Raw genomic sequence first — 23,819 nt, 5'->3', positions numbered from 1 at the left:
CATAACAAAACCAACCTAAGTAACTGTATTAAAATATGATTATTATAATAAGACATCTGCATTCTCACAATATAGAAGAGTACGTTCTATAGAAGCAGTGTCTTAACTTACTTAAGAAAGTCAGGTAATGCACCCACTTGTCTTGATTTATCAAGTGTATTCACAGCTTCAAACCTTGAGCTATCCATCAAATGTGCATAACGTTTAGTTGTCTCAATCTGTTGATGGTTTAGCAGCTGACTAACCATATAGATGTTACCAGTCTGCATCATCACTTTAGATGCAAAATCATGCCGTAAATCGTACAGCCTAAAATTTTCAATTTTTGCCTCTTTAATAATCATGTCCCATGATTTTTTTATTGTGGTGAGCTGAAGCTCAGGATTAGCTGGCGATGGAAATAACCAAGCATCCATTCTGGTCTTAAAATAACTAGCAGATTCGTTATGAATGCCATGTTTACGCCATTCTTTTAGTGTCTCCAACGCCAGAGAATTTAAAGGAATTACATTAGATATTCCGCGTTTATCAATCGATTTTCGAATACGGAAAAATTTTGAGTCCAAGTCAACATCAGACCATTTTGAATTGAACAACGTACCAGGCCTAATTCCCGTCTCTTTGAACAAAATAATAAAAGGTGAAACATGATCCACAAAATGACAACTTTCGAGATGCGCTGGCGTTTCTAGCCTGCGTAATATCCTATGCTCAATCGTCCTAGCTCTTTGCTCATGTTTTAATGAGTTGCGCTGGTTAATTGCAGCATACAGCCTTAATTCCTCATGGTCAGATAGATAACGAATGACCTGATTATCGACTCTTATTCTAGGTAAGCTATACAGATCATGATCTTTAATAAGACCTTTTTCCTTTGCTAACTGGATACAGGCTCGAAAAGTGCAAATACCTTCTTTCATCGTTGAAGGACTCAACGTCCAAAGACTATCACCCGCAGCTAACTGCCTTTTCGTCAACTTTCGCTCTTTAGATTTCATCCACTGCCGTACCAAATCAGCATTAATATTACCGATAGGGCTATCTAGTAAATGCCCAAAATGACGTGAAATGATATCCACCTTCACCATTACCGTTTTTGGATTTTCATATCGTTTTGTCTCTACATATTCTCCATATAAAAAATCCCGAAGGGAAACACTACTCTCTCCACTTGCGGATGTTCCACGTTGTTTGTCGACGATTTTTATCCCTAGATTATTTCCTGCTTTAACGTGTTGTGCAGCCTTCAGAAGAACTTGAAAATTAGAATTGGTCAAATTGCCAAGCTTTATTGTTTTCAGCGCTGCAGAAAGCGTATCACGCTGCCTTAGATAAACACTCGCGAGAGATTCTCCTATCGCTGTAAGCTTTTCATTTTTCAATGTAAATTCAGACTTATAAAGCCGAATTGAAAGACCTGCTATCTCATGACTATTTATAGCCAAGTATTTAGAATTCCCCGCCCACCAACTTTCTATGCTCTCGTGGAAAGCAGCTAGTTCTGCAAACGTAAATTGACTATTTAAATACACCTCAAACTCTTGGACAACTTTTAATCTCTTCCTAGTAGAAGAGACTCTGTAACCTAAGTAGGCCAAAAAACTTGATATAGATTGATTGGTAAACGCAATTTTTAATGTCTTATTCATGTGCTATCTCACTTCAATTTGATGAAATTTGATCGCACACCTATCGCACATGATACATGCAAAACAGTGCAAAACCATGCAAAACCCTAAGTTGCCAAAAATACAAAAAATATTTATTATCAACAACTTAACATGGTTTCGCGGGTCGGGTAAATCATTCAGGATCGACTCATAATCGTTAGGTCCACGGTTCAAGTCCGTGAGGGGCCACCAATTCTGATAAGGCGTAGCAGGTTAGTAACCGCTACGCCTTTTTCATATCTAAGCATTACATGCAAAATAATATTCTCAGCCACAACAGTGCTTCTCTTGTATATCTAGAGAAACTTTTTAGTCCTCAGTTTATAAGAGCTTTCAGAAAAAGCATCACAAAGGAAATATGATGAAAAAACTTGGTTTACTTCTAACATCAGTGGCAATGCTAGCTATTTCAGGCTGTACTGTACGAGTTGCAGATCTGACTGTTGGAAGTACTAAAAACTTCGATTTAAATTCAGGTAATCTAGTTAAGGGCGCACGTGTTACGGGCGAAGACTCATACCCTGTTTTTATTTTCCCTTTTGGAATACCGAATGTTAAAACAGCTATGGATAAAGCTATCGAGACTGAAAAATGTGCTGTTGGCCTTACAGATCTTGTCGTTACTCAACTTAACCACTCATTCCTTATTGGTTCTATTGGCATGAGAGTTGAAGGTGACCTTATCATTGATAAAAACAAAGCTGGTTGCGAGAATAAAGGCGTCTAACAACGGCTTTGAGTATTTGTAACTATCTTAAATTATAGTTTTTATAGTACTTATAATAAAAATAGGCCCTTTGGTCAGTGTTTAACCAGCAACACAATCAAAGAGCCTAATTAAAATCAATGCATTAATTTAGTAAATCTCTACGTACTAGGTTTTTAACTTACCTAACTGCTCATGCTGCTGCTTCACTAAGTTTGCGAGAACCACACTGCTTTGCTGTGCTTCGCCCGCAAGACGTGCAAGTTCGGAAGCAGAATCAGAAATGCCGGTGATATTACGATTAACCTCTTCAGTCACTGCGCTCTGCTCTTCTGCGGCGGCGGCAATATGGGTCACTTGACCTGAAATTTCCCCAATCTGACTCACCATTGAGTTCAATGAGTTTAACGCTTGCTCTGTTTGAGAGACGGCCATTTGTGCCCGCTCAGCACCTTTATCTATGATGCCAGAAGCACTTTGGACTTCTTTCTGTAGTGCATCGATAAGGGTACTAATATCGTTCGTCGAGCTTTGAGTCTTAGATGCCAGTGCACGGACTTCATCAGCCACCACAGCAAAGCCCCGTCCCTGCTCGCCCGCCCTTGCCGCTTCAATTGCCGCATTGAGCGCTAACAGATTAGTTTGCGCAGCAATGGAGCTAATCACCTCAAGGATACGGCTGATGTTCATGCTGCTGTCGGCGACTTTACTCACCGCTAGCTTAGCCTCCATTGACTCCTGAGACATAGTCGCGACGAAATCCATTGCCTTTGTCAGGCTTTCTTCACTGTGACGAATATTGCGCGACATGGCTTCAGTTTCTGCAGCCGTTTGCTCTGATGCCTTAGCAACCTCAAGTGCGGTGGCACTCATTTGGTTCACAGCCGTTACCACACTCTCAATTTCGCCGTACTGGCGGTTCACACTGTCACGGGTGAGCTGGGCAATTTTGGCAGAGGCTTGGCTTTCTTCCTGAGAGCGACTTGCAAGCGTTTTAAGTTCGGCAATCAAATCCTTAAGTTTATAAATAAAGGAGTTGAAACCTTTCGCTAACGCAATCAATTCAGCGTGCGAATCAACCTCAATCGATTGTGTTAAATCGCCATCGGCACTCGCAAGATGTTCCACTCGGCCTTGGATCAGCTTCAAAGGTGAGATAATGCTACGGATCACTAAGCTAATGGTAATTACAGCGGCAATCGATACCACAATCCCCACTATCAGCAGCAAACTGCCTAAAGAGGTCGCCATCTCATCCATATCATTATTAAGCTCAATCGAACTTTTATACGCCTGTGCTGTCGGCACTTGGATAACCAAGGACCACTCGGCATTCGCTAGCGGGATCTTAATGGGGTAGGCAACAATAATTTCATCATCGTTAACCATATAGCCAGAATTCTTGTGCAAGGAGATAATTTGCGAGGCGAGAGTAGAATTTATCGACTCAGCTAAGGGGCGCGCCTTTTTACTGTAATGACTGGCTGCAACCACTAAACCGCGGGTGCTCAGCAAAGTGACCTTCGCTTGTCCATCGTAGAGGCTTTTGGATAACTTATCGATAAGGGTTTGAAACACAGGCAAGTTTACATCTACACCGACTACACCGATAAATTGCTTATGTTTAAGCACAGGCACAGTCAAGGAGGTCATTAACGCTTTGTTGCCTGGAGTGATCTCGTATAAGTACGGCTCCATTAAACAGGGCTTTAAGGTTTCTTTACCGCATAAATACCATTCAGCATCGCGGATCCCAAACTCATTTAAGCTAGTGAGGTACTTTTCTGCCGAATCTTCAACTTGGTTATGCTCCACTGTGCCATCGTCATTACGAGTGTAATAAACCTCTAGCGCACCCGATGTCGCCACACTGTGGCTAACATTCACATTCAAAAACTCACTGTCGAGCCCATCATAACCATTAGGTTCGAACTGGGCATACATAGAAGAAACTTGCGCATTCTTCTTTAGTACTGCCGCCACTGCGAGTTCTAAGCGGTCGCGTTTTAAAGGTAATTCATCGGCTGTGCTTTCCAGCATACCCGCAAAAGAAAATGGAATACGATAAGCTTCGTTGATGAATCCAGCGACCATTTCGCCATATTCACCGGCGCGAGCTTCGAGTTTATCCCGCGTTTCAGTTTGTAGGGTATTTTGAACTTGATCAGATAATTGCGCGTTTTGAGCCGACAGTGTCCACCATAAACTGATAGATAAAATAGCCACTATCGATAAAAATAATGCTGATGTAATCCACAACAACTTAGTACTGATGGACAAATGCTTCATCGAGTAAACTCCCAAGAAAACGACAATGGCGTAATTATTTTGATCTCATTCATTTTTATACTTTCTAGCCAGCATTAAAAATAGCACTTAGCATAAGAATTACCAGCACTTAAGATAAAGATTTGCTAATGAAATGTAAAACCTTTGAATGACTAAATAAAAAAAGGCCGAATTCAAATAAATGAATTCGGCCTTTAATTTCAAACACTATTTCAAATTAAGTCTAAAGTTAGCGTCCCCACAACCAAGCGGCACCACGCACCCCCGATGAAGCGCCATAACAGTTTTTAACAACCGGAGTGTGACACTCACGGCCAACCACATATAGTGGTAAAACTTTTGGCAATTCAGTGTAAATGGCATCGATATTAGAGACTCCACCGCCAAGGACGATTACATCAGGATCCATCATATTGATCACATGGGCCAATGAGCGGGCTAAACGGTCAATAAAGCGATCGAATGCTTGAGTCGCCAGCGGATCGCCTGCTTGCATCATTTGGGCGATTTCAATACCACTGTCAGCGACACCACCTGCGGCGCGAAAATCGCGTACAAAGCCCGTGCCAGATATAAAAGTCTCGATGCAGTCTCTGTTACCACAAAAACACGTCGTGGTATTAAATTCATCGGCTTTCATCCAAGGTAAAGGATTATGACCCCACTCACCGCCGATACCATTACCACCATCATGCACTTGGCCTTTGATGGCGATACCAGCGCCGCAGCCAGTACCAATAATGGCGCCAAAGACCACAGACTTACCAGCAGCAGCGCCATCGACCGCTTCTGATACGGCAAAACAGTTCGCATCATTAGCGATTTTCACCTTACGGTTTAATCGAGCGCCCAGATCCACATCGAGGGGATGGCCATTGATCCACGTTGAATTGGCATTTTTAACTAGGCCAGTAAAAGGAGAAATCACCCCTGGAATACCTATGCCTATCGTGGCAGTTTGTTGCAGGCTCTCTTCGACTTCAGTCACGAGTGCGACTAACGCATCGACTGTCGCAACATATTCTCTCGGCGTTGGGATGCGTTTACGAAACACTTCTTTACCAGCGTCATCTAATGCGACTAACTCGATTTTTGTGCCGCCAAGATCGATACCAATTCGTAACATCAACTTACTCCATCTCAATATATTTACCGCAAAGCGGCGCTACTGCCTAATGCCATACACTGTAATTGAAATCTGACTCAGGTCAAAAACAACATTAGCCCCTGCCAAAGTAAAGGCTGTTTATTACAGCAAACAACGAAGGCACAGTGTTATTTAAACGACGCACTGCACCTTGAACTGTTACATTACGGACACTCGACCGACACCATACTCGCTGTCTTAGGCTTTAAGATGATATCGCTAAAGCTGATATCCACAGTGCCCGATGATGACAATGTGAAAGGCGAAATAATTTTAGCAAAATCAATCCCCTGCTTCTGATAGCAAGTGAGATCTATATTTAGTTCACTCCAAGTATCAAGACTTAATGCGCTTAGCTGAGAGCTGATATCCACATTGGCTCGACAATCGCCTTCGCAGATCATGCCGACATTCACTGGCGCCGTTATCGATGAACCCACTTTGACTTGTATGCTGAGCACAGACTTACTCGCCAGATAAGCCCGTAAGTCTTCCGGGAAGTTACCCTGTAAACTCACAAAACCAAGCACTTTACCGTTAAAGCTGACATGACGGGCATCTTCTTGTACTTGTTTATCAGAGGTTTTTATGGTCACAACCTCATTAGTCTGCACGCTACTGGCGATAGGTTCCATCGAAACCTTGTCACCATCAATACTGCCAATCCACATTTTCCATGGCGCCTTAACGGCACGCTCAAATAACGGCTTCTGGCTAAGTGGCACTTGTTTACTGAAATTATCTTCAGACAAACTATTTGATAATATCGCAGACGCAGTACTATCAGCCTTATCTGCATAGCTCAGGCCATAGCCATAGGGAAGTAATGCTGAATAATCACTGTCGTGGACATTCACTTGAGTTTGCTGCGGTGTCGACGGCCATGAGAAAGACAATTTACCAGTAAAGTCATACTGAACATCACCATTGGTCTGAGTGAATAACACTTCGCTAATCCCTGCACCTTCGGTGCCAGGCAACCAAGCGGCGACAAAGGCGTCGGAAGCATTTAACTCAGGATTGACCCATAAAGGTCGGCCGCTGATAAACACAGAGACCACAGGAACCCCAGCGGCTTTGAGCTTTTGCAATAAAGCTAAGTCACGCTTATTCCCCCTTTGATACTCAAGATTATCGATATCACCATTGCCTTCGGCATAGGGCTCTTCACCAAATACCACAATCGCCACATCGGGTTTATTGGCAGCCTCAAATTGACCATCAACACTCAGCACTGCGCTACCACCGCTGGCAGAAACCGCTTTTGCGATGCCGGCATATATCGATGTCGCTCCAGGGAAATCGGCATTTTGATTATCTGTACCCTGCCAAGTAATAGACCAACCACCCGATTGTTTGCCAATATTATCAGCAGCATCACCGGCAACGAGCACTTTAGCTTTAGGAGATAACGGCAGTAAATGCTGATTATTTTTCAATAATACCAATGACTCACGCACCGCTTGGCGCGCAACGTCCCTGTGGCTCGCTTGGCCAATTAACTCGGTTTTACCCGATAAAGGACGCTTAGCCGGACTTGGCTTTTCAAATAATCCCGCCCGAATTTTTACTCGCAGGATACGACTCACTGCATCATCAATCCGCGCTTGGCTGATCAAACCCGACTTAACTTGCGCGACAGTGTTTTCATACAAGGGTTTCCATGCCGCCGTAGGCACCATGAATACGTCTAAGCCCGCATTAACGGCCTGAGGGCAGGATTCATTGCTGCAACCTTCAACCTGCCCATGGCCATTCCAGTCGCCAACAACCAAGCCATCAAAGCCCATGCGAGTTTTTAGTACATCGGTTAATAAATAAGGATTACCGTGATTTTTAGCGCCGTGCCAGCTATTAAATGAGGCCATTACCGTTTGCGCGCCCGCCGTTAACCCGCCGACATAACCTTGGGCATGGATATCAAACAAGGCTTGTTCGGATGCGATATTATCGCCCTGATCATCCCCGCCTTCGGTCCCACCATCCCCTAAGAAATGTTTTACCGTCGCGATAACATGCTGATCTGATAAGAAGTCTTTATCATTGCCCCCTTGCAATCCCTCGACAATCGCGTGGGAATAGGATTTAACGATGACAGGATCTTCAGAGTAGCCCTCATAGGTTCGTCCCCAGCGATCATCACGCACCACAGCGACCGTCGGTGCAAATACCCAATCAATCCCCGTCACCATGACTTCTTTGGCGGTGATCGCAGCAATTTGCTGAATAAGCTCAGGATGATGGGCCGCACCTAACCCTATATTATGTGGGAACAGCGTTGCGCCAATCACATTGTTGTGACCATGAACCGCATCCGTGCCCCACATGGTTGGAATACTGATGCCATCGAGCGAGTCATCCATAGAGGCTTGAAACATAGCGTCGGCTAAGGCAATCCAATCAGCTGGCGTCGCATGTTTATCTTGATTTGGGTAAGAGCCGCCACCATTTAAATAAGAGCCAAAGCCGTATTTGCGCATATCTTCGACCGTGATATCGCGGATCTCAGGTTGGATCATCTGCGCGACTTTCTGCTCAATAGTCATTTTTGCTAATAAATCGGCGACGCGTTTTTCAACATCCGCCTGATTTTTATGGGGGATGGTTAACTGCGGCCAAATATTAATATCGGTAGGCTTACCATTGATACGGTAGCCATTAGGGCTATTGAGCGAGCTAGATGCGGCAACATCATTGGGCTTAACTGACTGACTATCATCGGCTTTTATCTGATCTGTTTTACTGCATCCACTTAAGCTGGCACAGGTCAGCACAGCCAATAAACTCAAGCTAAAGGTTTTGGGTTTCAATGCGATAACGCTCATAATTCTCGCCCTTAAAAATAAAATGTCTTAATACACACGCCGTGTGCGCATCCATGTGTTTAATCGTCGTGTTTTAATTGATTTAAAATCTTGGTCTTGGGGCATCACAGCCCTTGGCGCCGTAATAGGCGATAAAGCCATAACACAGCAGCGGCAAGATAAAGGCCAATTGAATACCAAAATGATCGGCTAACAAACCTTGAAATAAAGGCACAATCGCGCCGCCCACAATCGCCAAACATAAAATGCCTGAACCTTGGCTGGTGTGTTGCTCAAGATCTTGCAATGCCAGGCTGAAAATCGTCGGAAACATAATAGAGTTACACAACCCTACTAACAGTAAGGCCCACATCGCCATTGCCCCGGTACTGAACATGGCTAAGGCCACCAGCAGGCAAGCACAAATCGCATTGAAGGCTAACACTTTGCCGGCTTTGATTTTTTGCATCACAGCGGCACCAAAAAACCGCCCAACCATAGCGCCACCAAAATAATAGGCTATGTAATGCGCGGCTTCGGCATGGGTGTAACCGCCAATATCAGGCTGAACTAAAAAGCTAATCAGAAAACTGCCAATGGCGACTTCTGCGCCCACATACACAAAAATCCCCACGCTACCGAGAACAAGATGCGGAAATTGCCATGCACTGCCCAGCACTTTAGCGCTGCTCACTGGCAATTTTTGCCCCAAAAAAGGCAGCTTTAACAGCATAAAAATCACCGCCAACACAAATAAACTGGCCGCTAAAATCAAATAGGGAACTTGGACTGTGCTCGCTTGGGCCGCAGCGCTGACCATAAGGTCAGGAGCTGCCTTTCCTGTCATTTGATGTGAAGTCGATAAAATTAACCAACTACCGAAAAACGGGGCGACTGTGGTGCCAAAGGAATTAAACGCTTGGGTCAGAGTGAGTCTCGATGAGGCGGTTTTCGCAGGTCCTAGCACGCTGACGTAGGGATTAGCTGCCACTTGTAGAATCGTAATGCCAGAGGCTAAAACAAAAAAAGCGCCAAGGAACATCCAATAGGAGGCAAAACTCGCCGAAGGATAAAACAATAAGCAGCCTAAACACGCAATCCCAAGCCCTGTGACTATGCCTTTTTGATAACCAATCTTACCTACAAGTGCACCCGCAGGAATTGAGACAATGAAGTAAGCCCCAAAAAAACAAAACTGCACCAACATAGCTTGGGCGTAATTCAGCTCAAACATACTTTTTAAATAAGGAATCAAGATATCGTTAAGACACGTAATGAATCCCCACATAAAAAACAACGAGGTTAAGGCCACTAAAGCGAACCTAAAGTTGCCACTCTGGTGCACACTCCTTGTTGCCTCACTCACCGCACTCGCCTCAGTTTCATTTGCAATAGCCATATTTGTCCTATTCTCCCCAACCGATTACCTAGATAAAAACGTTTAATCTTCTTAGTCAAAATGGCGTGATTAATTTATCCGAATCACATATTGACCTTTTTATGATTAGTCACTAACCTCGATGTAAGCGCTTTCATTGTTAACATGTCGATAACCAAAGTCAATATTTTTAGTGACAGTCGGCAAGCATCTTTACTCTCTTTATCTTGAACTCTGTGTTTTAAATCGCAGGCATGAATTCAAAAATATAATTAAGTGACTGAATATATGAAAATATCTTTGCCAAAAAACTCAAGACTCCAAAGCGAAGCGTTTACTTTTGGTGTTGCGACCGCTTCATTTCAAATCGAAGGTGGCGTGGACTCTCGCCAGACCTGTATTTGGGACACCTTCTGTGCAACACCAGATAAAATCCGTGATGCGTCCAATGGCGATATCGCCTGCAACCACTTGAATCTATGGCAAGAAGATATCGCCTTAATCGCGTCACTCGGGGTGGATGCCTATCGTTTTTCAATCGCATGGGGGCGGGTATTAAATCAAGATGGCAGCATTAATCAGCAAGGAGTTGATTTCTACATTGGCATTCTAGATGAACTAAAACGTAGAAATATCAAAGCATTTGTCACGCTTTACCATTGGGATCTTCCTCAACATATTGAGGATCAAGGCGGCTGGTTAAACCGAGATACCGCTTATCTTTTCAAAGACTATGCCGACAAAATAAGCCAAGCCTTCGGCGACCGAGTGTATTCCTACGCCACCTTAAACGAACCCTTTTGCAGCTCATATTTAGGTTATGAGGCAGGCATTCACGCCCCCGGCTTAATGAAAAAAGCCTATGGCCGTCAATCGGCTCACCACCTGTTACTCGCCCACGGTTTAGCGATGCAAGTACTGCAAAGGAACAGCCCAAACAGCATGAATGGCATAGTGCTTAACTTCACGCCCTGCTACGCATTAACCCAAAATGCTGCCGATATTCAAGCCGCAAAACAAGCCGATGATTACTTTAACCAGTGGTATATCAAGCCCATTTTCGATGCGGCATACCCAGAGCTTCTCGCGGCATTAGCGCCAGAAGATAGACCGGAAATTCACGACGGCGACCTTGAGATTATCAGTCAACCCATTGACTTTTTAGGGGTCAACTTTTATACCCGCGCCGTATATCAGGCCGATGCCGAACAAGAATTTGTGCAAGTTGATTTACCTGGGGTACCCAAAACCGACATAGGCTGGGAGATCTATCCACAGGCCTTTACCGATTTATTGGTTTCTTTAGATCAACTCTATGATTTACCGCCTATTTTCATCACAGAAAATGGCGCCGCCATGGACGATAAATGTATTGATGGACGTGTCGATGACTTCGATAGGCTCAGCTATTACCAGCACCATTTAACCGCAGTAGACAATGCCATAGTACAAGGTGTTAACATTCAGGGTTACTTTGCCTGGAGCTTGATGGATAATTTTGAGTGGGCCGAAGGCTACTTAAAACGTTTTGGCATTGTCTATGTGGATTATGCCAGCCAAACCCGAACGATAAAGGCCAGTGGTCACGCCTACAGCGACTTGATTCGCTCAAGGGCCCACTTAACTAATAACAATAATAAATAAGGCTAACGCCATGATTAGCATAAAAGAAAAAATAGCCTATGGGCTTGGCGACACCGCCAGCAACATCGTTTTTCAAACCGTTATGCTGTTCCTTACCTTTTTTTACACCGACATTTTTGGCATTTCACCCGCCTTTGTCGGCACCATGTTTCTGCTCGTACGGTTGATTGATGCCGTCACCGATCCTTTAATGGGCGCATTGGCAGACCGCACGAACACGCGCTGGGGTAAATTCAGACCCTATTTACTCTGGTTTGCCCTGCCCTTTGGGATTATCAGTGTATTGGCATTTACGACCCCAGATTTATCTGAAGATGGGAAAATGATTTATGCCTTCGTGACTTACACGGCATTGATGATGGTATATACCGCCATTAATATCCCCTATTGCGCCTTAGGGGGAGTACTGACGGCCGATCCCAAAGAGCGGGTTTCGGTGCAATCCTATCGGTTTGTATTCGCTATGCTCGGTGGCTTACTGGTCTCAGGACTTACCCTTCCTTTAGTCGAGTTTCTCGGTAAGGGGGACCAAGCAAAGGGCTATCAGCTTACAATTCTCGCCATGAGCATCTTAGGTGTTGCCATGTTTTTGGCCTGCTTCTGGGGCACAAAAGAGCGCTTACATCCGCCAGTGGATCAAAACTCCAGCTTTAAACAGGACTTTACCTACCTATTACAGAATGACCAATGGCGAGTGCTATCCGCCGCCGCAGTTTGCCTATTATCCGGCATGGTGTTACGCACTAGCCTCGCCATTTACTATGTGAAATATTTTCTTAACCTGCCGGATATGATCACTCTTTTCATCACCTTAGGTATGGTTGGCAATATTTTTGGCTGCATTCTCGCAGAGCCATTAGCCAAACGCGTTTGTAAGGTCAAAGCCTATATTGTGTTGCAACTCCTCGCCGCAGCCCTGTGTGTATTGCACTTTTTTGTCCCTAAAGATCAAGTAGTTCTCGCCTTCACTCTTTATATTGTCTGGGGATTTACCTTCAATATGGCCACGCCATTGCTCTGGGCAAAAATGGCGGATACGGTCGATTATGGTCAATACAAAACCGGCGTGCGTATCACAGGCATGATTTACTCCTCGGTGATTTTCTTTATCAAACTTGGGGTCGCGATTGGCGGTGCGGCGGCGGGATGGTTACTGGCAAGTTATGGCTATCAAGCCGATGCCGTTCAGAGTGAAACGACGCTCAATGGCATCTTAATTTCATTTACCCTTTATCCCGCTATCGGCTCAATTTTGGTCGCATTTATCATGCGTCGTTATACGCTAAATAACCAGAAAGTCGATGAAATCCATCTGGAATTAAATAGAGCCACCTAATAAAATTATGCTAATCTTCAAGGCATTGTACTTTTCAGTACCTCTAATTTGAGATGATATGGCCACTATTTACGACGTTTCGGTACTTGCAGGCGTGTCACTTGCGACTGTGTCACGGGTGATGAATAAAAACACCAATGTCAGTGAGAAAACCAAACAAAAGGTATTAGACGCTATGGCTCAGTTGGACTATCGCCCCAATGCGATAGCCCAATCATTAGCGTCCAACTGCTCAAATAGTGTGGGCGTCCTAGTATCACAATTGGATGGTCCATTTTATGGGCCTATGATGACTGAAATTGAAGATGCCCTGCGTGATGCGGGTAAACACGTCATTATTGCCGCGGGTAAAAGCAATGAATCCCTAGAAAAGGATGCGGTGCAGTTTTTACTGGATCGCGGCTGTGATGCGTTGATTATCGACGTGGAAGCGGTTTCAGATGACTATCTTATCGATCTCTGTCAGCAGAGCACGCCAATCGTGCTGATTAACCGCTATGTTGCCGCCATACGTGAACGCTGTATTTATCTCGATAACGAGCTTGGCGGTTACCTCGCGACTCAGCATATGTTGTCGTTAGGGCATGAGCATATTGCTTATATATCAGGACCTTTATTCAAACTAGACGCTAGGCAGCGCCTGATGGGCCATAAAAAAGCGCTCACTGAATCGGCCATTCCCTATGAAAGCGAGCTGTTCTACGAAGGGACGTTTAAAGAGTCGAGCGGTTGCGATGGCATGCGACATTTACTCAGCCTGCAACGGCCGTTTACTGCGGTGATTTGCGCCAATGACCAAATGGCATCGGGAGCGATTTCAACCTGCCTTGAACAAGGGCTTAAGGTGCCCGAAGATTTGTCCTTCATGGGTTACGATAATATCCCGTTTCCTCAGTATATTTCTCCTAAGCTCACCTCTGTCAGCAACCCCATCCATGAAATGGGTAAAATGGCGGCGCTCTGGGTACTAAAACACGTATACAATAAAACCGATGTGGAAATTGTTAGCCGTTTCACCCCATCACTATTTATAAGAAATTCAGCAACTAAGATCATAAATAGTTAAATCACTAAGGCGTAGACTCCCCTAGTCTACTCATATACTTAAGTTGCCCTGATGGGGCGACCCAGTGGGCAAGGCACTGCATTTTTTCGCTTGAACTCAAAGGCAAAAATAAACAGGCCCGACTCAAGCTCAGTATAAAAAACACTCAAAAACAGCAAGAGAAACTCACGCTATATTTCCCCCGCTTACGCAAAATATCCTCACACTTTATCTATTCACCAAATGGCAAAACACGCCATTACGAAGTTCATAAAGTAGAGTTAGCATGCTTTCTTTCACAAACAATATCATCAATATGTAACAAAATATAAAACTGGTTTCATTTTAAAACAATGGGTTAGAATAAACTTGCAGACAAGAACAACATAATATTGCAACAATAAAGCAACTTACCGTTGACTCTGTTGATAATTTAAACTAGCTTTATGTAAGCGCTTACATAAACCTAACTCGAACAAGAATATGAGCAAGCTGTACATAATTTGTTCTACCCAAAAACAAAATCAGAGAGTTGTAGCCTGAATATCTACTCAACGGGGAGATGTAGATGGAACTTAGAACATTTAGAAAAACCAGATTGGCCACTAGCCTTTCGCTAGTCTTAGGCGTGGGCGCTATCATGCCCGCCTATGCAGCCGATACTGACAAAAAAGAAGAAAATATTGAAGTTATTCAAGTAACAGGGATCCGCGGTAGTTTAGTCCGTTCGATGGACGTAAAACGCGGCTCAGAAGGCATTGTTGATGCCATTAACGCCGAAGATATCGGTAAATTCCCCGACAGTAACTTAGCTGAATCGCTACAACGTATTTCTGGCGTATCTATCGACCGTCAAAACGGTGAAGGTAGCCGAGTGTCGGTCCGTGGTTTTGGTGCCGATCAAAACTTAGTGCTGTTAAACGGACGTCAAATGCCCGTCACCACAGGCTCTCGTTCATTCGACTTTGCCAACATAGCGTCAGAAGCCATCAGTGCGGTTGAAGTGGAGAAAACCGCTAAGGCGGAAAATCCAACGGGCGGTATTGGCGCCACGATCAATGTGCTCACCCATAGACCGCTAAGCTCGCCAGGCATGAAAGCCACTTTCGGTGCTAAGGCCGTCGATGACTCATCCACGGATAAAGGCGCTACCACACCCGAACTTTCAGGCTTGTACTCAAATACCTTTGCCGATGATAAATTTGGGATTTCTATTTCAGGTAGCTATCAAGAAAGGGAAAGTGGTAATCAACAAGCCCAAGTCGGTACTGGTTGGCGCAGCTTCCCTGGTATTGTTGACCAAGATTACAGCGGCCCTAACGCAGAATGGGGCGGCGTTCCTAAAAACGACAATCAAGTCAATCGCCCTGGCGATGATGATGTCTATAGCGTGCCACAAACCACAATTTACCGCTTTGAAGAACAACAACGCAAACGCACCAACGGTCAATTAGTGCTGCAATACGAACCAATTGACTCGCTGCGCGCAACGCTTGATTACACTTACATGCGTAACGACATCGATACTCAAACGCACGACGTCTCGGCATGGTTCAACTTTGTGCCGTCCCAAGAAAATATTTGGAGTGATGGCCCAGTTTCATCACCACTCGTTTATTCAGAAACCTACGATGCACCCGCCGACCTTTCAATGGCTGCTGGCGATTTCGGCACCCGCGACCAAAGTGGTTCACTGGGTTTCAACTTAGCTTGGGAAGCCAGTGATAATCTGACCTTAAACTTGGATTACCATAACTCCTACGCCGAACGTACGCCTAACAATGTCAATGGCAGTACGAGCAACCTCAGTACCGCCGCCTTTATTCGTACCAGTGCCGCGACCGATTTTAGCGGTGATGTCCCAGTACTCGCCGTTGGGGGTGGAAATGCGGTTCGCCCAGAAGATATGCGCGTCACAGGTTCAACCTTTACCAATGCCGTCAATCGATCCGAAATTGAACAGCTGCAAATGTCGGGTAAATATGATTTAGCCGAAGCAGGCAGTATCGATTTTGGTATTGCGATGTCAGACGTGAATAACCACTCTCAACAGGTTGATATTCAACGTAACGACTGGGGTGGCGTTGGTGCAGCGGGCGATTTAGATGCTGCTTGGTTCCCGACCAGTTCGGTTATCGATAAATTTGATGGTTCAAAAGGTAATTTTGCAGGTTATAACGGTAATGCATCGACAGATCCACTAAACACTATGTTTCTGTGGGACTTTGAAGCGGTTCGTGCCCGTGCTGCAGAACTCTATGCAACCAACATAGTGGGTGATTGTGGTAATGGCTTCTGCCCTTCTACCGATTACTCCAAAGGCACAGACCGTTTCACTGAAGAAAAATCTCAATCAGCCTATATCCAATACAACTTCGCCAGCGAAATTGCCAACATGCCCTATGACGTGCATTTCGGCTTACGCTACGAAAAAACAGATGTCGAATCGACTTCTGTTGTTTCCTCCTATGATACAGCTACTTGGATTGCAGAATCTGAAATCGCGCTAACGAGTTCAGTGGATAATAATCGCGTTTATCAAACTCAAAAGGGTGATTACGATTACCTACTACCTAGCTTCAATTTTAATATTGAAATGCTGGAAGATGTGTTCGTCCGCGCCGCCTTTAGCCAAACGATTGGTCGTCCTGATTACACCTCGATTCAAGGTGGCACCACAGTAGGAACGCTTGCCTATCGCAACGGTGGTAGCGGCTCTGCGGGTAACCCAAGTTTGTTACCACTTGAGTCAACAAACTACGACCTATCGACAGAATGGTATTACAACGATGCCAGTTACGTCTCAATCGGTTATTTCCGTAAAGATGTGACTAACTTTATCAGTAGTAACCCAGAAAACTCAGACATCTACAACATTCCGGATCCAGCACACGGTAAATATGTTGATGAAGCCATTGCGGCAGGTGCCACCACTGCGATTCAACAACGCCAATGGATTTATGACAAATACGGTGCAACCGATCCGAATGTGAGGATTAATCCTGATAACGGCAACATCGAGATTACCGGTAACCCAGGAGATCCATCGTTAAACTTCCTCATTACTAACCCCACTAACAGTGATTTAAGTAATGTGATTGATGGTTGGGAGTTTTCTATCCAGCATTTCTTTGGTGAGTCAGGATTTGGTATCCAAGCCAACTACACTATGGTGGATGCGGGGGACAGCTATGATAACACTAACTTAGGTCGCCCAGGTGATGCGACCCAAAACGTGATTTTAGGCATCAGCGATACCGCAAACTTAGTCGGTATCTATGAAAACTATGGTTTCTCGGCCCGTATCGCCTATAACTGGCGTGATGAGTTCTTAAACTCAACAGGTCAAGATACAGGCTCTAACCCTAAATACACCGAAGCTTATTCGCAAGTGGACTTTAACATAGGCTACGACGTTGAAGCGGTTGAAGGTTTAACCATCTTCATCGAAGGCTTAAACATCACCAATGAAGCCACCCGTGTACACGGCCGTGCGACGGAACAAGTCCTGAACTACACCCAGACGGGTGCGCGTTACAGTATAGGTGCACGTTACACTTTCTAGTCGTACCGATTAAAGAGCAATAGATCTTTACCCTAAGGTCGTATGAGGTATGCCATAGATGCCTCATTTTTATCAGGATGACAGCAGGCTACACGGACGTAGCCGCTCTTTTTAGTCAATATGAGTAAAATAAATACTGGAAATCGCAGTAAAACTATTCAATCCTAACGCAAGCGCTAACCGCGTTAGTGATAACGAAAAAATAAAAGCCTTTTATAAACAACAATAAAAGATTAGGCACTCGATATGCAGCAAGCAACTCACACAGCCATTAATAACATTGTCATTGTCGGTGGCGGCACAGCCGGTTGGATTACCGCTGCCCTTTTGGCCGCTGAGCATAATGTCGATAAAGGCCAGCTTGCGCACTCGCCTAAACTCAATATCACATTAATAGAATCCCCCGATGTGGCCACTATCGGCGTCGGCGAAGGTACTTGGCCATCGATGCGTAACACCTTAGATAAAATCGGCATCAGCGAAACCGAATTTATCCGCCAATGCGACGCGAGTTTCAAGCAAGGTTCACGCTTCATTCACTGGCAGCACGATGATACTGAGCATACTAACCCATTCGGTTCCAACCAATATATACATCCCTTTAGCCTGCCCCATGGCCATCAAGAGTTAGATTTGTGTCCCTTTTGGTTGCCTCACAGTGACAAGGTCAGTTTTGCTCAGGCGGTATCCAACCAAGATGCGCTGACTCAGCTAGGGCTGGCACCTAAAACCATTGCGACGCCGGAATATCATTTTCAAAACAATTACGGCTATCACTTAGATGCGGGTAAATTTAGTCAGCTGTTAATGCAGCATTGCACCGAAAAACTGGGGATAAAGTATGTTCGAGATCATGTCACTCACGTTCACAGTCATGCCAATGGCGATATCGAAAGCCTTGCGACCAAAGAGCATGGCGTGATCTTAGGTGATATGTTTGTCGATTGTTCTGGCACTAAATCATTACTGCTGGGCGAGCATTTTAACGTGCCTTTCCTGTGCCAAAAAGCCGTGCTGTTTAACGACAGCGCCTTAGCAATTCAAGTCCCCTATGCCGAAGAAAATAGCCCTATCGCCTCATGCACACTCTCAACGGCGCAGCCCAATGGCTGGATCTGGGATATAGGTTTACCGACTCGCAAAGGCGTGGGTTATGTCTATTCATCGGCCCATTGTAGCGATGACGAGGCAGAACAAACCTTAAGAGCCTATTTAGCCAATGACACATCAACTAATCCTCAATCGGCATCCAACAACGCAGTTGATTGTCGTAAACAAGAATATCGAAAGCTAAATATCAACCCCGGCTACCATGCAAAATGCTGGCAAAACAACTGTATCGCCATCGGCATGGCGGCAGGCTTTATTGAACCTTTAGAAGCATCGGCATTGGCTTTAGTGGAATGGACGGCAAATACCTTAGCCACACAACTGCCAACGCATCGCGGCGTAATAGACACGATTGCCCAGCGAGTGAATGAACGCTACGAGCGCCACTGGCAGCAAATCATCGACTTTTTGAAACTGCATTATATCGTGAGTCGACGCGAAGTGGATGGCTACTGGCGCGATCACAGGGACACCGCATCCATTCCTGAAAGATTACAGCAGCAGCTCGACCTATGGCGTTATCAAGCGCCAAGCAGTCACGACATTAGCTACAAAGAACCCCTATTTCCGGCGGCGAGTTTCCAATATGTGCTTTATGGTATGGGCTTTAATACTGCCCTACCGACTCATATCAAGCCGTCGCAACAGCAAGTTGCACAAAGACTTTTTAGCGAGAATCAAAAAAAGATTAATGCATTGAGCCAGAGCCTTCCGAGCAATCGCGACCTATTAAACAAGGTCAGGCAATTTGGTTTCCCTAAGATTTAACACAAATAACAAGAATAACTCGCAGCAGTGAGAACCAACAAAGGACAAAGGTAACCCTATGAGCCAACACGTATTACTTAACAGCGTAGATCATAAAGATATTAAAATTATCACTGAGCGTAGTGCTAAGTACGGCGATAATGTCTGGTTCAGTGTCACCTTTCCGGCGGAGTTTCGCAGCGTACAGGCGTACTATCCAATTTTTTTCCAAAAGGATCAGACCACAGGCCAGTTCTTTGCGGTGGCGCTTTATGGTTTTCAAAATAATGAGAATCTGTTTATAAATAACGGCACTTGGCAGGCTTCTTATATCCCTCTCACCCAACGTCGTCAGCCATTTCTTATTGGTCAGCAAAGCGTGCGCGAAGACGGTGTCGAGCGCAAACAAAGGGTCATACACCTCGATATGGCGAGCCCAAGAGTCAGCACAACCGAAGGCCAAGCTTTGTTTCATCCCTATGGTGGCAATACGCAATATCTGGATGATATTGGGGATATGTTAGAAGGTATCCACCACGGGCTTATCGACAGTAAGCACTTTATCGATTTACTTATTGAACATAAGTTGCTCGAATCCTTTATCTTAGATATCAAGCTCGACAATGGCCACCAGCATCAAATGGTGGGGTTTTATACTATTAATGAAGAAACTTTAGCGGCCCTATCGGCAGAGATGCTCGCGCAGCTGCATGCTAAGGGTTACCTAGAGGCGATTTACATGACCTTGGCCTCACAGGCAAGAGTGCGTGACTTGCTTAACCTTAAAAATGCGCAAGGTTAATCTAGGTCGTAGCCATGAGTATTGAACTGATGGAACCTAAAGCCAATGTCGTCAAACACTTTGACCACAGCTCAACCAAGGAAATGCTCGCGCTGATTAAAGATGCTGAGCAACCTTTGGTATTTAAAGGACTTTGTGCAAACTGGCCCTTAGTGAAAGCAGGGCTTGAGTCCAGCGATAGCGCGATGAAGTATCTGGCCCAGTTTTATCAAGGCATGCCCGTCACCGCCTATTATTTAGCGCCAGAGCATCAAGGCCGCGTGTTTTATAACGACACTTTAGATGGGTTTAATTATCAGGCGGGTAAGTTAGATCTGCGGCAAATCTTCACCCAGCTATCTCAAGCGCAAGATGCCAGTATTTATATGGGCTCAACCGATATTAACCAGTGTTTACCTGGGCTTGGCGACGACAACAGCTTTAATCTTGCGCCTTTATCACCACTCACCAATATCTGGCTTGGCAATCAAACGCATATTGCCGCCCATTTCGACTTTCCCCATAACCTAGCCTGCAATGTCGTCGGTCGACGCACTTTTACCCTGTTTCCGCCGGAGCAAGTCAGCAATCTGTATATCGGCCCAATGGAGTTTGCTCCAGGCGGCCAAGACATTAGCTTAGTCGATATGGATAACCCCGATTTTGAGCGTTTTCCTAAATTTGCCAAGGCAATGGAAGCCGCGCAAGTCGCCGAACTGGAAACCGGTGATGTGTTATTCATCCCCAGTATGTGGTGGCACCATGTGCGTGGAATGGATGACTTTAATGTGCTCATTACCCATTGGTGGCGAGATACGCCCGGCTATCTTGGTCGCCCCAATAATGCCTTACTGCACGCGATGTTAAGTTTACGCTCCTTACCCAAGGCCCAGCGTCAGGCGTGGAAAGCCCTGTTCGATCACTATATTTTTGACCATGAAGATGGCGATCTAGAGCATATTCCTAGTGCTGCCCAAGGCATGCTGACCACCCCACTCGATGAAATCAACGCCCGAAAACTGCGGGCAGATTTAACCAATAAGCTCAAACGTTAGCCCAGTTGAGGATATAAACGATGACAACAGCCATAAAAAGAGTCGTGATAGCGGGTGGCGGAACAGCCGGATGGATGGCAGCAGCGGCGCTCACTAAGTTGATGGGCAAACACTTAGAAATTGTGCTGGTCGAATCCGATGAAATTGGTACGGTCGGCGTGGGCGAAGCGACGATCCCCACATTACACATTTTCCATCGATTACTGGGCCTCAAAGAACAAGAGGTCATGGCAGCGACAAATGCGACCTTTAAACTCGGGATCTCCTTTGAAAATTGGCAGGATATCAATAAAAACTACCTGCATTCCTTCGGTTTCTTAGGCAAAGATTGTTGGGCCTGTGGTTTTCAACATTTTTGGCTGAAAGGTAAGCAGCTTGGCATGGTGAGTGAAATAGGCGACTACTGCGCCGAACATCTCGCCGCCCGCCAAGGACGCTTTGCCGTATTGCCAAACCAAGATTACAACCATGCTTACCACATGGACGCTAGCCTCTATGCCAAGTACCTTCGAAAAATGGCCGAACAACACGGCATTCACCGTATTGAAGGAAAAATAAAACAGGTATTACAGCATCATGATAGCGGCAATATCAAAGCCCTCGTCCTAGAGAATGACGAAACAATCGAAGGGGATTTGTTTATCGATTGCACTGGCTTTCGCGCACTGCTGATTGAGCAAACGCTTAATACTGGCTTTGAGGATTGGAGCCATTATCTGCCCTGCGACAGTGCGATTGCGGTGCAAACCCAGTCCGTGGGTGCCCCTATTCCTTATACTCGCTCGATTGCTCGCGAGTCAGGTTGGCAGTGGCGTATTCCACTGCAAAATCGCACGGGCAATGGCCTGGTCTTTTGCAGTAAATTTATCTCAGATGAGGATGCCACTGAGTTGCTCCTCGCTAATCTTGAAGGGGAACCGCTGAATAAGCCTAGGATTATCAAGTTTAAAACCGGCACCCGTCGCCTGCATTGGCATAAAAACTGTGTTGCCGTCGGGCTGTCCGGCGGATTTTTAGAGCCACTCGAATCCACCAGCATTCATTTGATCCAACGTAGCATTATCAGGTTGATGCAACTATTCCCGTCGGCGGGCATAGTGCAATCCGATATTGATGAGTTTAATCAACAAACTAAACTCGAAATGGACAATATCCGCGACTTTATCATCTTGCATTACAAGGCCACGGAACGCGAAGACAGCCGTTTCTGGCGTTATTGCAAAAACATGGACATTCCGGCGTCGCTCAAACATCGTATCGAAATGTTTGCCGACAGCGGTAAGGTCTATAAATACGGTAGCGAACTCTTTGGCGAAAGCTCATGGATCCAAGTGATGATGGGCCAAGGCATAATGCCAAAACACTATCACCCTATAGTCGATGTGATGGAAGAGCCTGAACTCGAAGCCTTCTTAAACAACATAAAATCGACCGTTAAGCGTAAGGTAGAAAGCCTACCCGCCCACCTCGATTTTATTCAGCACTATTGCCCTGCTGAGGTTTTGACCAACACTAAACCTATGGCAATGTGAGGGACAGGGATGCAAACAATAGATCGCAACGCTGATACGAATAAGTCACAGGCAACTAAGCAACAGGCAACTAAGCAACAGGCAACTAAGCCACAGACAATTAAGTCACAAACAGTCAAGCTCACGCCTCAGCTAGTTTATCTTGGCAATGAAAAGACGCCCTTGATTATTATCGATGATGTTGCGGCGGATCTGCTCCCAATACGCCAGTGCGCTTACACCCAAGCGCACTTTTCTGCCGATAACGGGTCTTTTTACCCCGGCGTGCGTGCTCCCTTGCCACAGGCCTATGTCACCGATGTACTCAATCTTGTGTACCAACTGATTTATGATGTGTACCAACTCCCTTCGAGTTTAAGCATCAAATTACAGGCATTGTATTTCTCGCTGATCAGCACTCCCGCGAGTGAGCTTAAACCGCTGCAATGCCTGCCGCATTTTGATACTCCCTCACCGCACTATTTCGCGCTGTTGCACTATTTAAACGACGGTCCCCATGGCAATACGGCGTTTTTCCGCCATATTGCGACGGGCTTTGAGCGGATAAATGAAGAGCGTATGCCAGACTACTTTAAGTCGGCTCAGCCTCTGGTCGATGAGATTACTCGCCATCCTTCGGGCTATTGTGTTGAAAGCGACAGTCATTATGAGATTTATCATCAAGTCGAGTATCGCCCGAATCGTTTAGTGATTTATCCCGGTAATTTGCTGCATTCCACCTTAGTGAACCCACAAACCGATATTGATGCCAACCCAAGAACAGGCCGGCTAACGAGCAATATTTTTATCGAGTTTAAACCCTCAGTCCGCTAACTCAGCGATACATAAAGTGTTATCTCACTGTTACTGATGCTGACGACTTTAGGTTTAGCTGGGTTTATTGACGTCTCCAAAATCGTTGTTAACACCGCCCAAAGCCTTAAACACACATTAAAATTCATCAATTCATTTGTAACAAAGTCTGTTTTGCCAGTCTCTGCCATTGGTTTGCTTGGGTTATCGCCTTATAC

Annotated in this window: 15 protein-coding genes; 10 read left to right on the top strand and 5 right to left on the bottom strand. The window is 45.3% G+C overall.

All coding sequences use genetic code 11. From position 1 onward, the window contains the following. Positions 1-107: 107 nt before the first annotated feature. Entirely contained in the window at positions 108-1,649 is a 1,542-nt protein-coding gene (locus AYJ58_RS08700; protein WP_011846135.1) for a tyrosine-type recombinase/integrase, read from the bottom strand. A gap of 382 nt (positions 1,650-2,031) precedes the next feature. Here AYJ58_RS08700 and AYJ58_RS08690 point away from each other — a divergent pair, with 382 nt between their 5' ends. Next, entirely contained in the window at positions 2,032-2,397 is a 366-nt protein-coding gene (locus AYJ58_RS08690; RefSeq protein WP_106649790.1) for a hypothetical protein, read from the top strand. A 147-nt stretch (positions 2,398-2,544) separates the two neighbouring features. On the opposite strand, the gene AYJ58_RS08685 is transcribed toward AYJ58_RS08690, so the two are convergent. From AYJ58_RS08685 to AYJ58_RS08670, 4 genes are all read right to left on the bottom strand, one after another. Then, positions 2,545-4,665 carry a methyl-accepting chemotaxis protein gene (locus AYJ58_RS08685; RefSeq protein WP_106649789.1) on the bottom strand — a complete coding sequence of 707 codons (2,121 nt, stop codon included), beginning with the start codon at positions 4,663-4,665 and terminating at the stop codon, positions 2,545-2,547. A gap of 229 nt (positions 4,666-4,894) precedes the next feature. Then, on the bottom strand, positions 4,895-5,791 hold the full coding sequence (mak, locus tag AYJ58_RS08680; RefSeq protein WP_106649788.1) for a fructokinase: 897 nt from the start codon (positions 5,789-5,791) through the stop codon (positions 4,895-4,897). Positions 5,792-5,976: 185 nt separating this feature from the next. Beyond that, positions 5,977-8,637 (bottom strand): glycoside hydrolase family 3 protein, encoded by a 2,661-nt coding sequence (locus tag AYJ58_RS08675; protein ID WP_106649787.1) that lies wholly within the window; start codon positions 8,635-8,637, stop codon positions 5,977-5,979. Positions 8,638-8,719: 82 nt separating this feature from the next. Then, positions 8,720-10,015: a sugar MFS transporter gene (locus AYJ58_RS08670; protein WP_106649786.1), complete on the bottom strand. Its 1,296-nt coding sequence runs from the start codon at positions 10,013-10,015 to the stop codon at positions 8,720-8,722. Positions 10,016-10,282: 267 nt separating this feature from the next. Between AYJ58_RS08670 and AYJ58_RS08665 the strand changes: the two genes are divergently transcribed. From AYJ58_RS08665 to AYJ58_RS08620, 9 genes are all read left to right on the top strand, one after another. After that, positions 10,283-11,638, top strand: a complete 1,356-nt coding sequence (locus AYJ58_RS08665; RefSeq protein WP_106649785.1) for a GH1 family beta-glucosidase — start codon at positions 10,283-10,285, stop codon at positions 11,636-11,638. A gap of 10 nt (positions 11,639-11,648) precedes the next feature. Beyond that, complete coding sequence (locus AYJ58_RS08660; protein WP_106649784.1) at positions 11,649-12,974, top strand: glycoside-pentoside-hexuronide (GPH):cation symporter; 1,326 nt, start codon at positions 11,649-11,651, stop codon at positions 12,972-12,974. Positions 12,975-13,032: 58 nt separating this feature from the next. After that, on the top strand, positions 13,033-14,040 hold the full coding sequence (locus tag AYJ58_RS08655) for a LacI family DNA-binding transcriptional regulator (protein ID WP_106649783.1): 1,008 nt from the start codon (positions 13,033-13,035) through the stop codon (positions 14,038-14,040). Between the two features lie 547 nt (positions 14,041-14,587). Further along, positions 14,588-17,584, top strand: a complete 2,997-nt coding sequence (locus AYJ58_RS08645) for a TonB-dependent receptor (RefSeq protein ID WP_106649782.1) — start codon at positions 14,588-14,590, stop codon at positions 17,582-17,584. 246 nt (positions 17,585-17,830) lie between these two features. Then, positions 17,831-19,462, top strand: a complete 1,632-nt coding sequence (locus AYJ58_RS08640) for a tryptophan halogenase family protein (protein ID WP_106649781.1) — start codon at positions 17,831-17,833, stop codon at positions 19,460-19,462. Positions 19,463-19,520: 58 nt separating this feature from the next. Further along, positions 19,521-20,243 (top strand): SapC family protein, encoded by a 723-nt coding sequence (locus AYJ58_RS08635; protein ID WP_106649780.1) that lies wholly within the window; start codon positions 19,521-19,523, stop codon positions 20,241-20,243. Positions 20,244-20,257: 14 nt separating this feature from the next. Continuing rightward, positions 20,258-21,277: a cupin-like domain-containing protein gene (locus AYJ58_RS08630; protein ID WP_106649779.1), complete on the top strand. Its 1,020-nt coding sequence runs from the start codon at positions 20,258-20,260 to the stop codon at positions 21,275-21,277. 20 nt (positions 21,278-21,297) lie between these two features. Beyond that, positions 21,298-22,809 carry a tryptophan halogenase family protein gene (locus AYJ58_RS08625; RefSeq protein ID WP_106649778.1) on the top strand — a complete coding sequence of 504 codons (1,512 nt, stop codon included), beginning with the start codon at positions 21,298-21,300 and terminating at the stop codon, positions 22,807-22,809. Positions 22,810-22,818: 9 nt separating this feature from the next. After that, on the top strand, positions 22,819-23,622 hold the full coding sequence (locus tag AYJ58_RS08620) for a DUF6445 family protein (RefSeq protein ID WP_106649777.1): 804 nt from the start codon (positions 22,819-22,821) through the stop codon (positions 23,620-23,622). The last annotated feature ends 197 nt before the right edge of the window (positions 23,623-23,819 follow it).

The sequence above is a fragment of the Shewanella sp. Pdp11 genome, from assembly GCF_002838165.1.
Classification (GTDB): domain Bacteria; phylum Pseudomonadota; class Gammaproteobacteria; order Enterobacterales; family Shewanellaceae; genus Shewanella; species Shewanella hafniensis.
This window is presented reverse-complemented; position numbering and strand designations above follow the sequence as displayed.

Excerpts from the sequence above, each read along its gene's own strand:
- AYJ58_RS08700 (WP_011846135.1), bottom strand. The coding sequence starts at position 1,649 with ATGAATAAGACATTAAAAATTGCGTTTACCAATCAATCTATATCAAGT.
- AYJ58_RS08675 (WP_106649787.1), bottom strand. The coding sequence starts at position 8,637 with ATGAGCGTTATCGCATTGAAACCCAAAACCTTTAGCTTGAGTTTATTG.
- AYJ58_RS08630 (WP_106649779.1), top strand. The coding sequence starts at position 20,258 with ATGAGTATTGAACTGATGGAACCTAAAGCCAATGTCGTCAAACACTTT.
- AYJ58_RS08685 (WP_106649789.1), bottom strand. The coding sequence starts at position 4,665 with ATGAAGCATTTGTCCATCAGTACTAAGTTGTTGTGGATTACATCAGCA.
- AYJ58_RS08690 (WP_106649790.1), top strand. The coding sequence starts at position 2,032 with ATGAAAAAACTTGGTTTACTTCTAACATCAGTGGCAATGCTAGCTATT.
- AYJ58_RS08670 (WP_106649786.1), bottom strand. The coding sequence starts at position 10,015 with ATGGCTATTGCAAATGAAACTGAGGCGAGTGCGGTGAGTGAGGCAACA.
- AYJ58_RS08665 (WP_106649785.1), top strand. The coding sequence starts at position 10,283 with ATGAAAATATCTTTGCCAAAAAACTCAAGACTCCAAAGCGAAGCGTTT.
- AYJ58_RS08660 (WP_106649784.1), top strand. The coding sequence starts at position 11,649 with ATGATTAGCATAAAAGAAAAAATAGCCTATGGGCTTGGCGACACCGCC.
- AYJ58_RS08645 (WP_106649782.1), top strand. The coding sequence starts at position 14,588 with ATGGAACTTAGAACATTTAGAAAAACCAGATTGGCCACTAGCCTTTCG.
- AYJ58_RS08625 (WP_106649778.1), top strand. The coding sequence starts at position 21,298 with ATGACAACAGCCATAAAAAGAGTCGTGATAGCGGGTGGCGGAACAGCC.
- mak (WP_106649788.1), bottom strand. The coding sequence starts at position 5,791 with ATGTTACGAATTGGTATCGATCTTGGCGGCACAAAAATCGAGTTAGTC.
- AYJ58_RS08640 (WP_106649781.1), top strand. The coding sequence starts at position 17,831 with ATGCAGCAAGCAACTCACACAGCCATTAATAACATTGTCATTGTCGGT.
- AYJ58_RS08620 (WP_106649777.1), top strand. The coding sequence starts at position 22,819 with ATGCAAACAATAGATCGCAACGCTGATACGAATAAGTCACAGGCAACT.
- AYJ58_RS08635 (WP_106649780.1), top strand. The coding sequence starts at position 19,521 with ATGAGCCAACACGTATTACTTAACAGCGTAGATCATAAAGATATTAAA.
- AYJ58_RS08655 (WP_106649783.1), top strand. The coding sequence starts at position 13,033 with ATGGCCACTATTTACGACGTTTCGGTACTTGCAGGCGTGTCACTTGCG.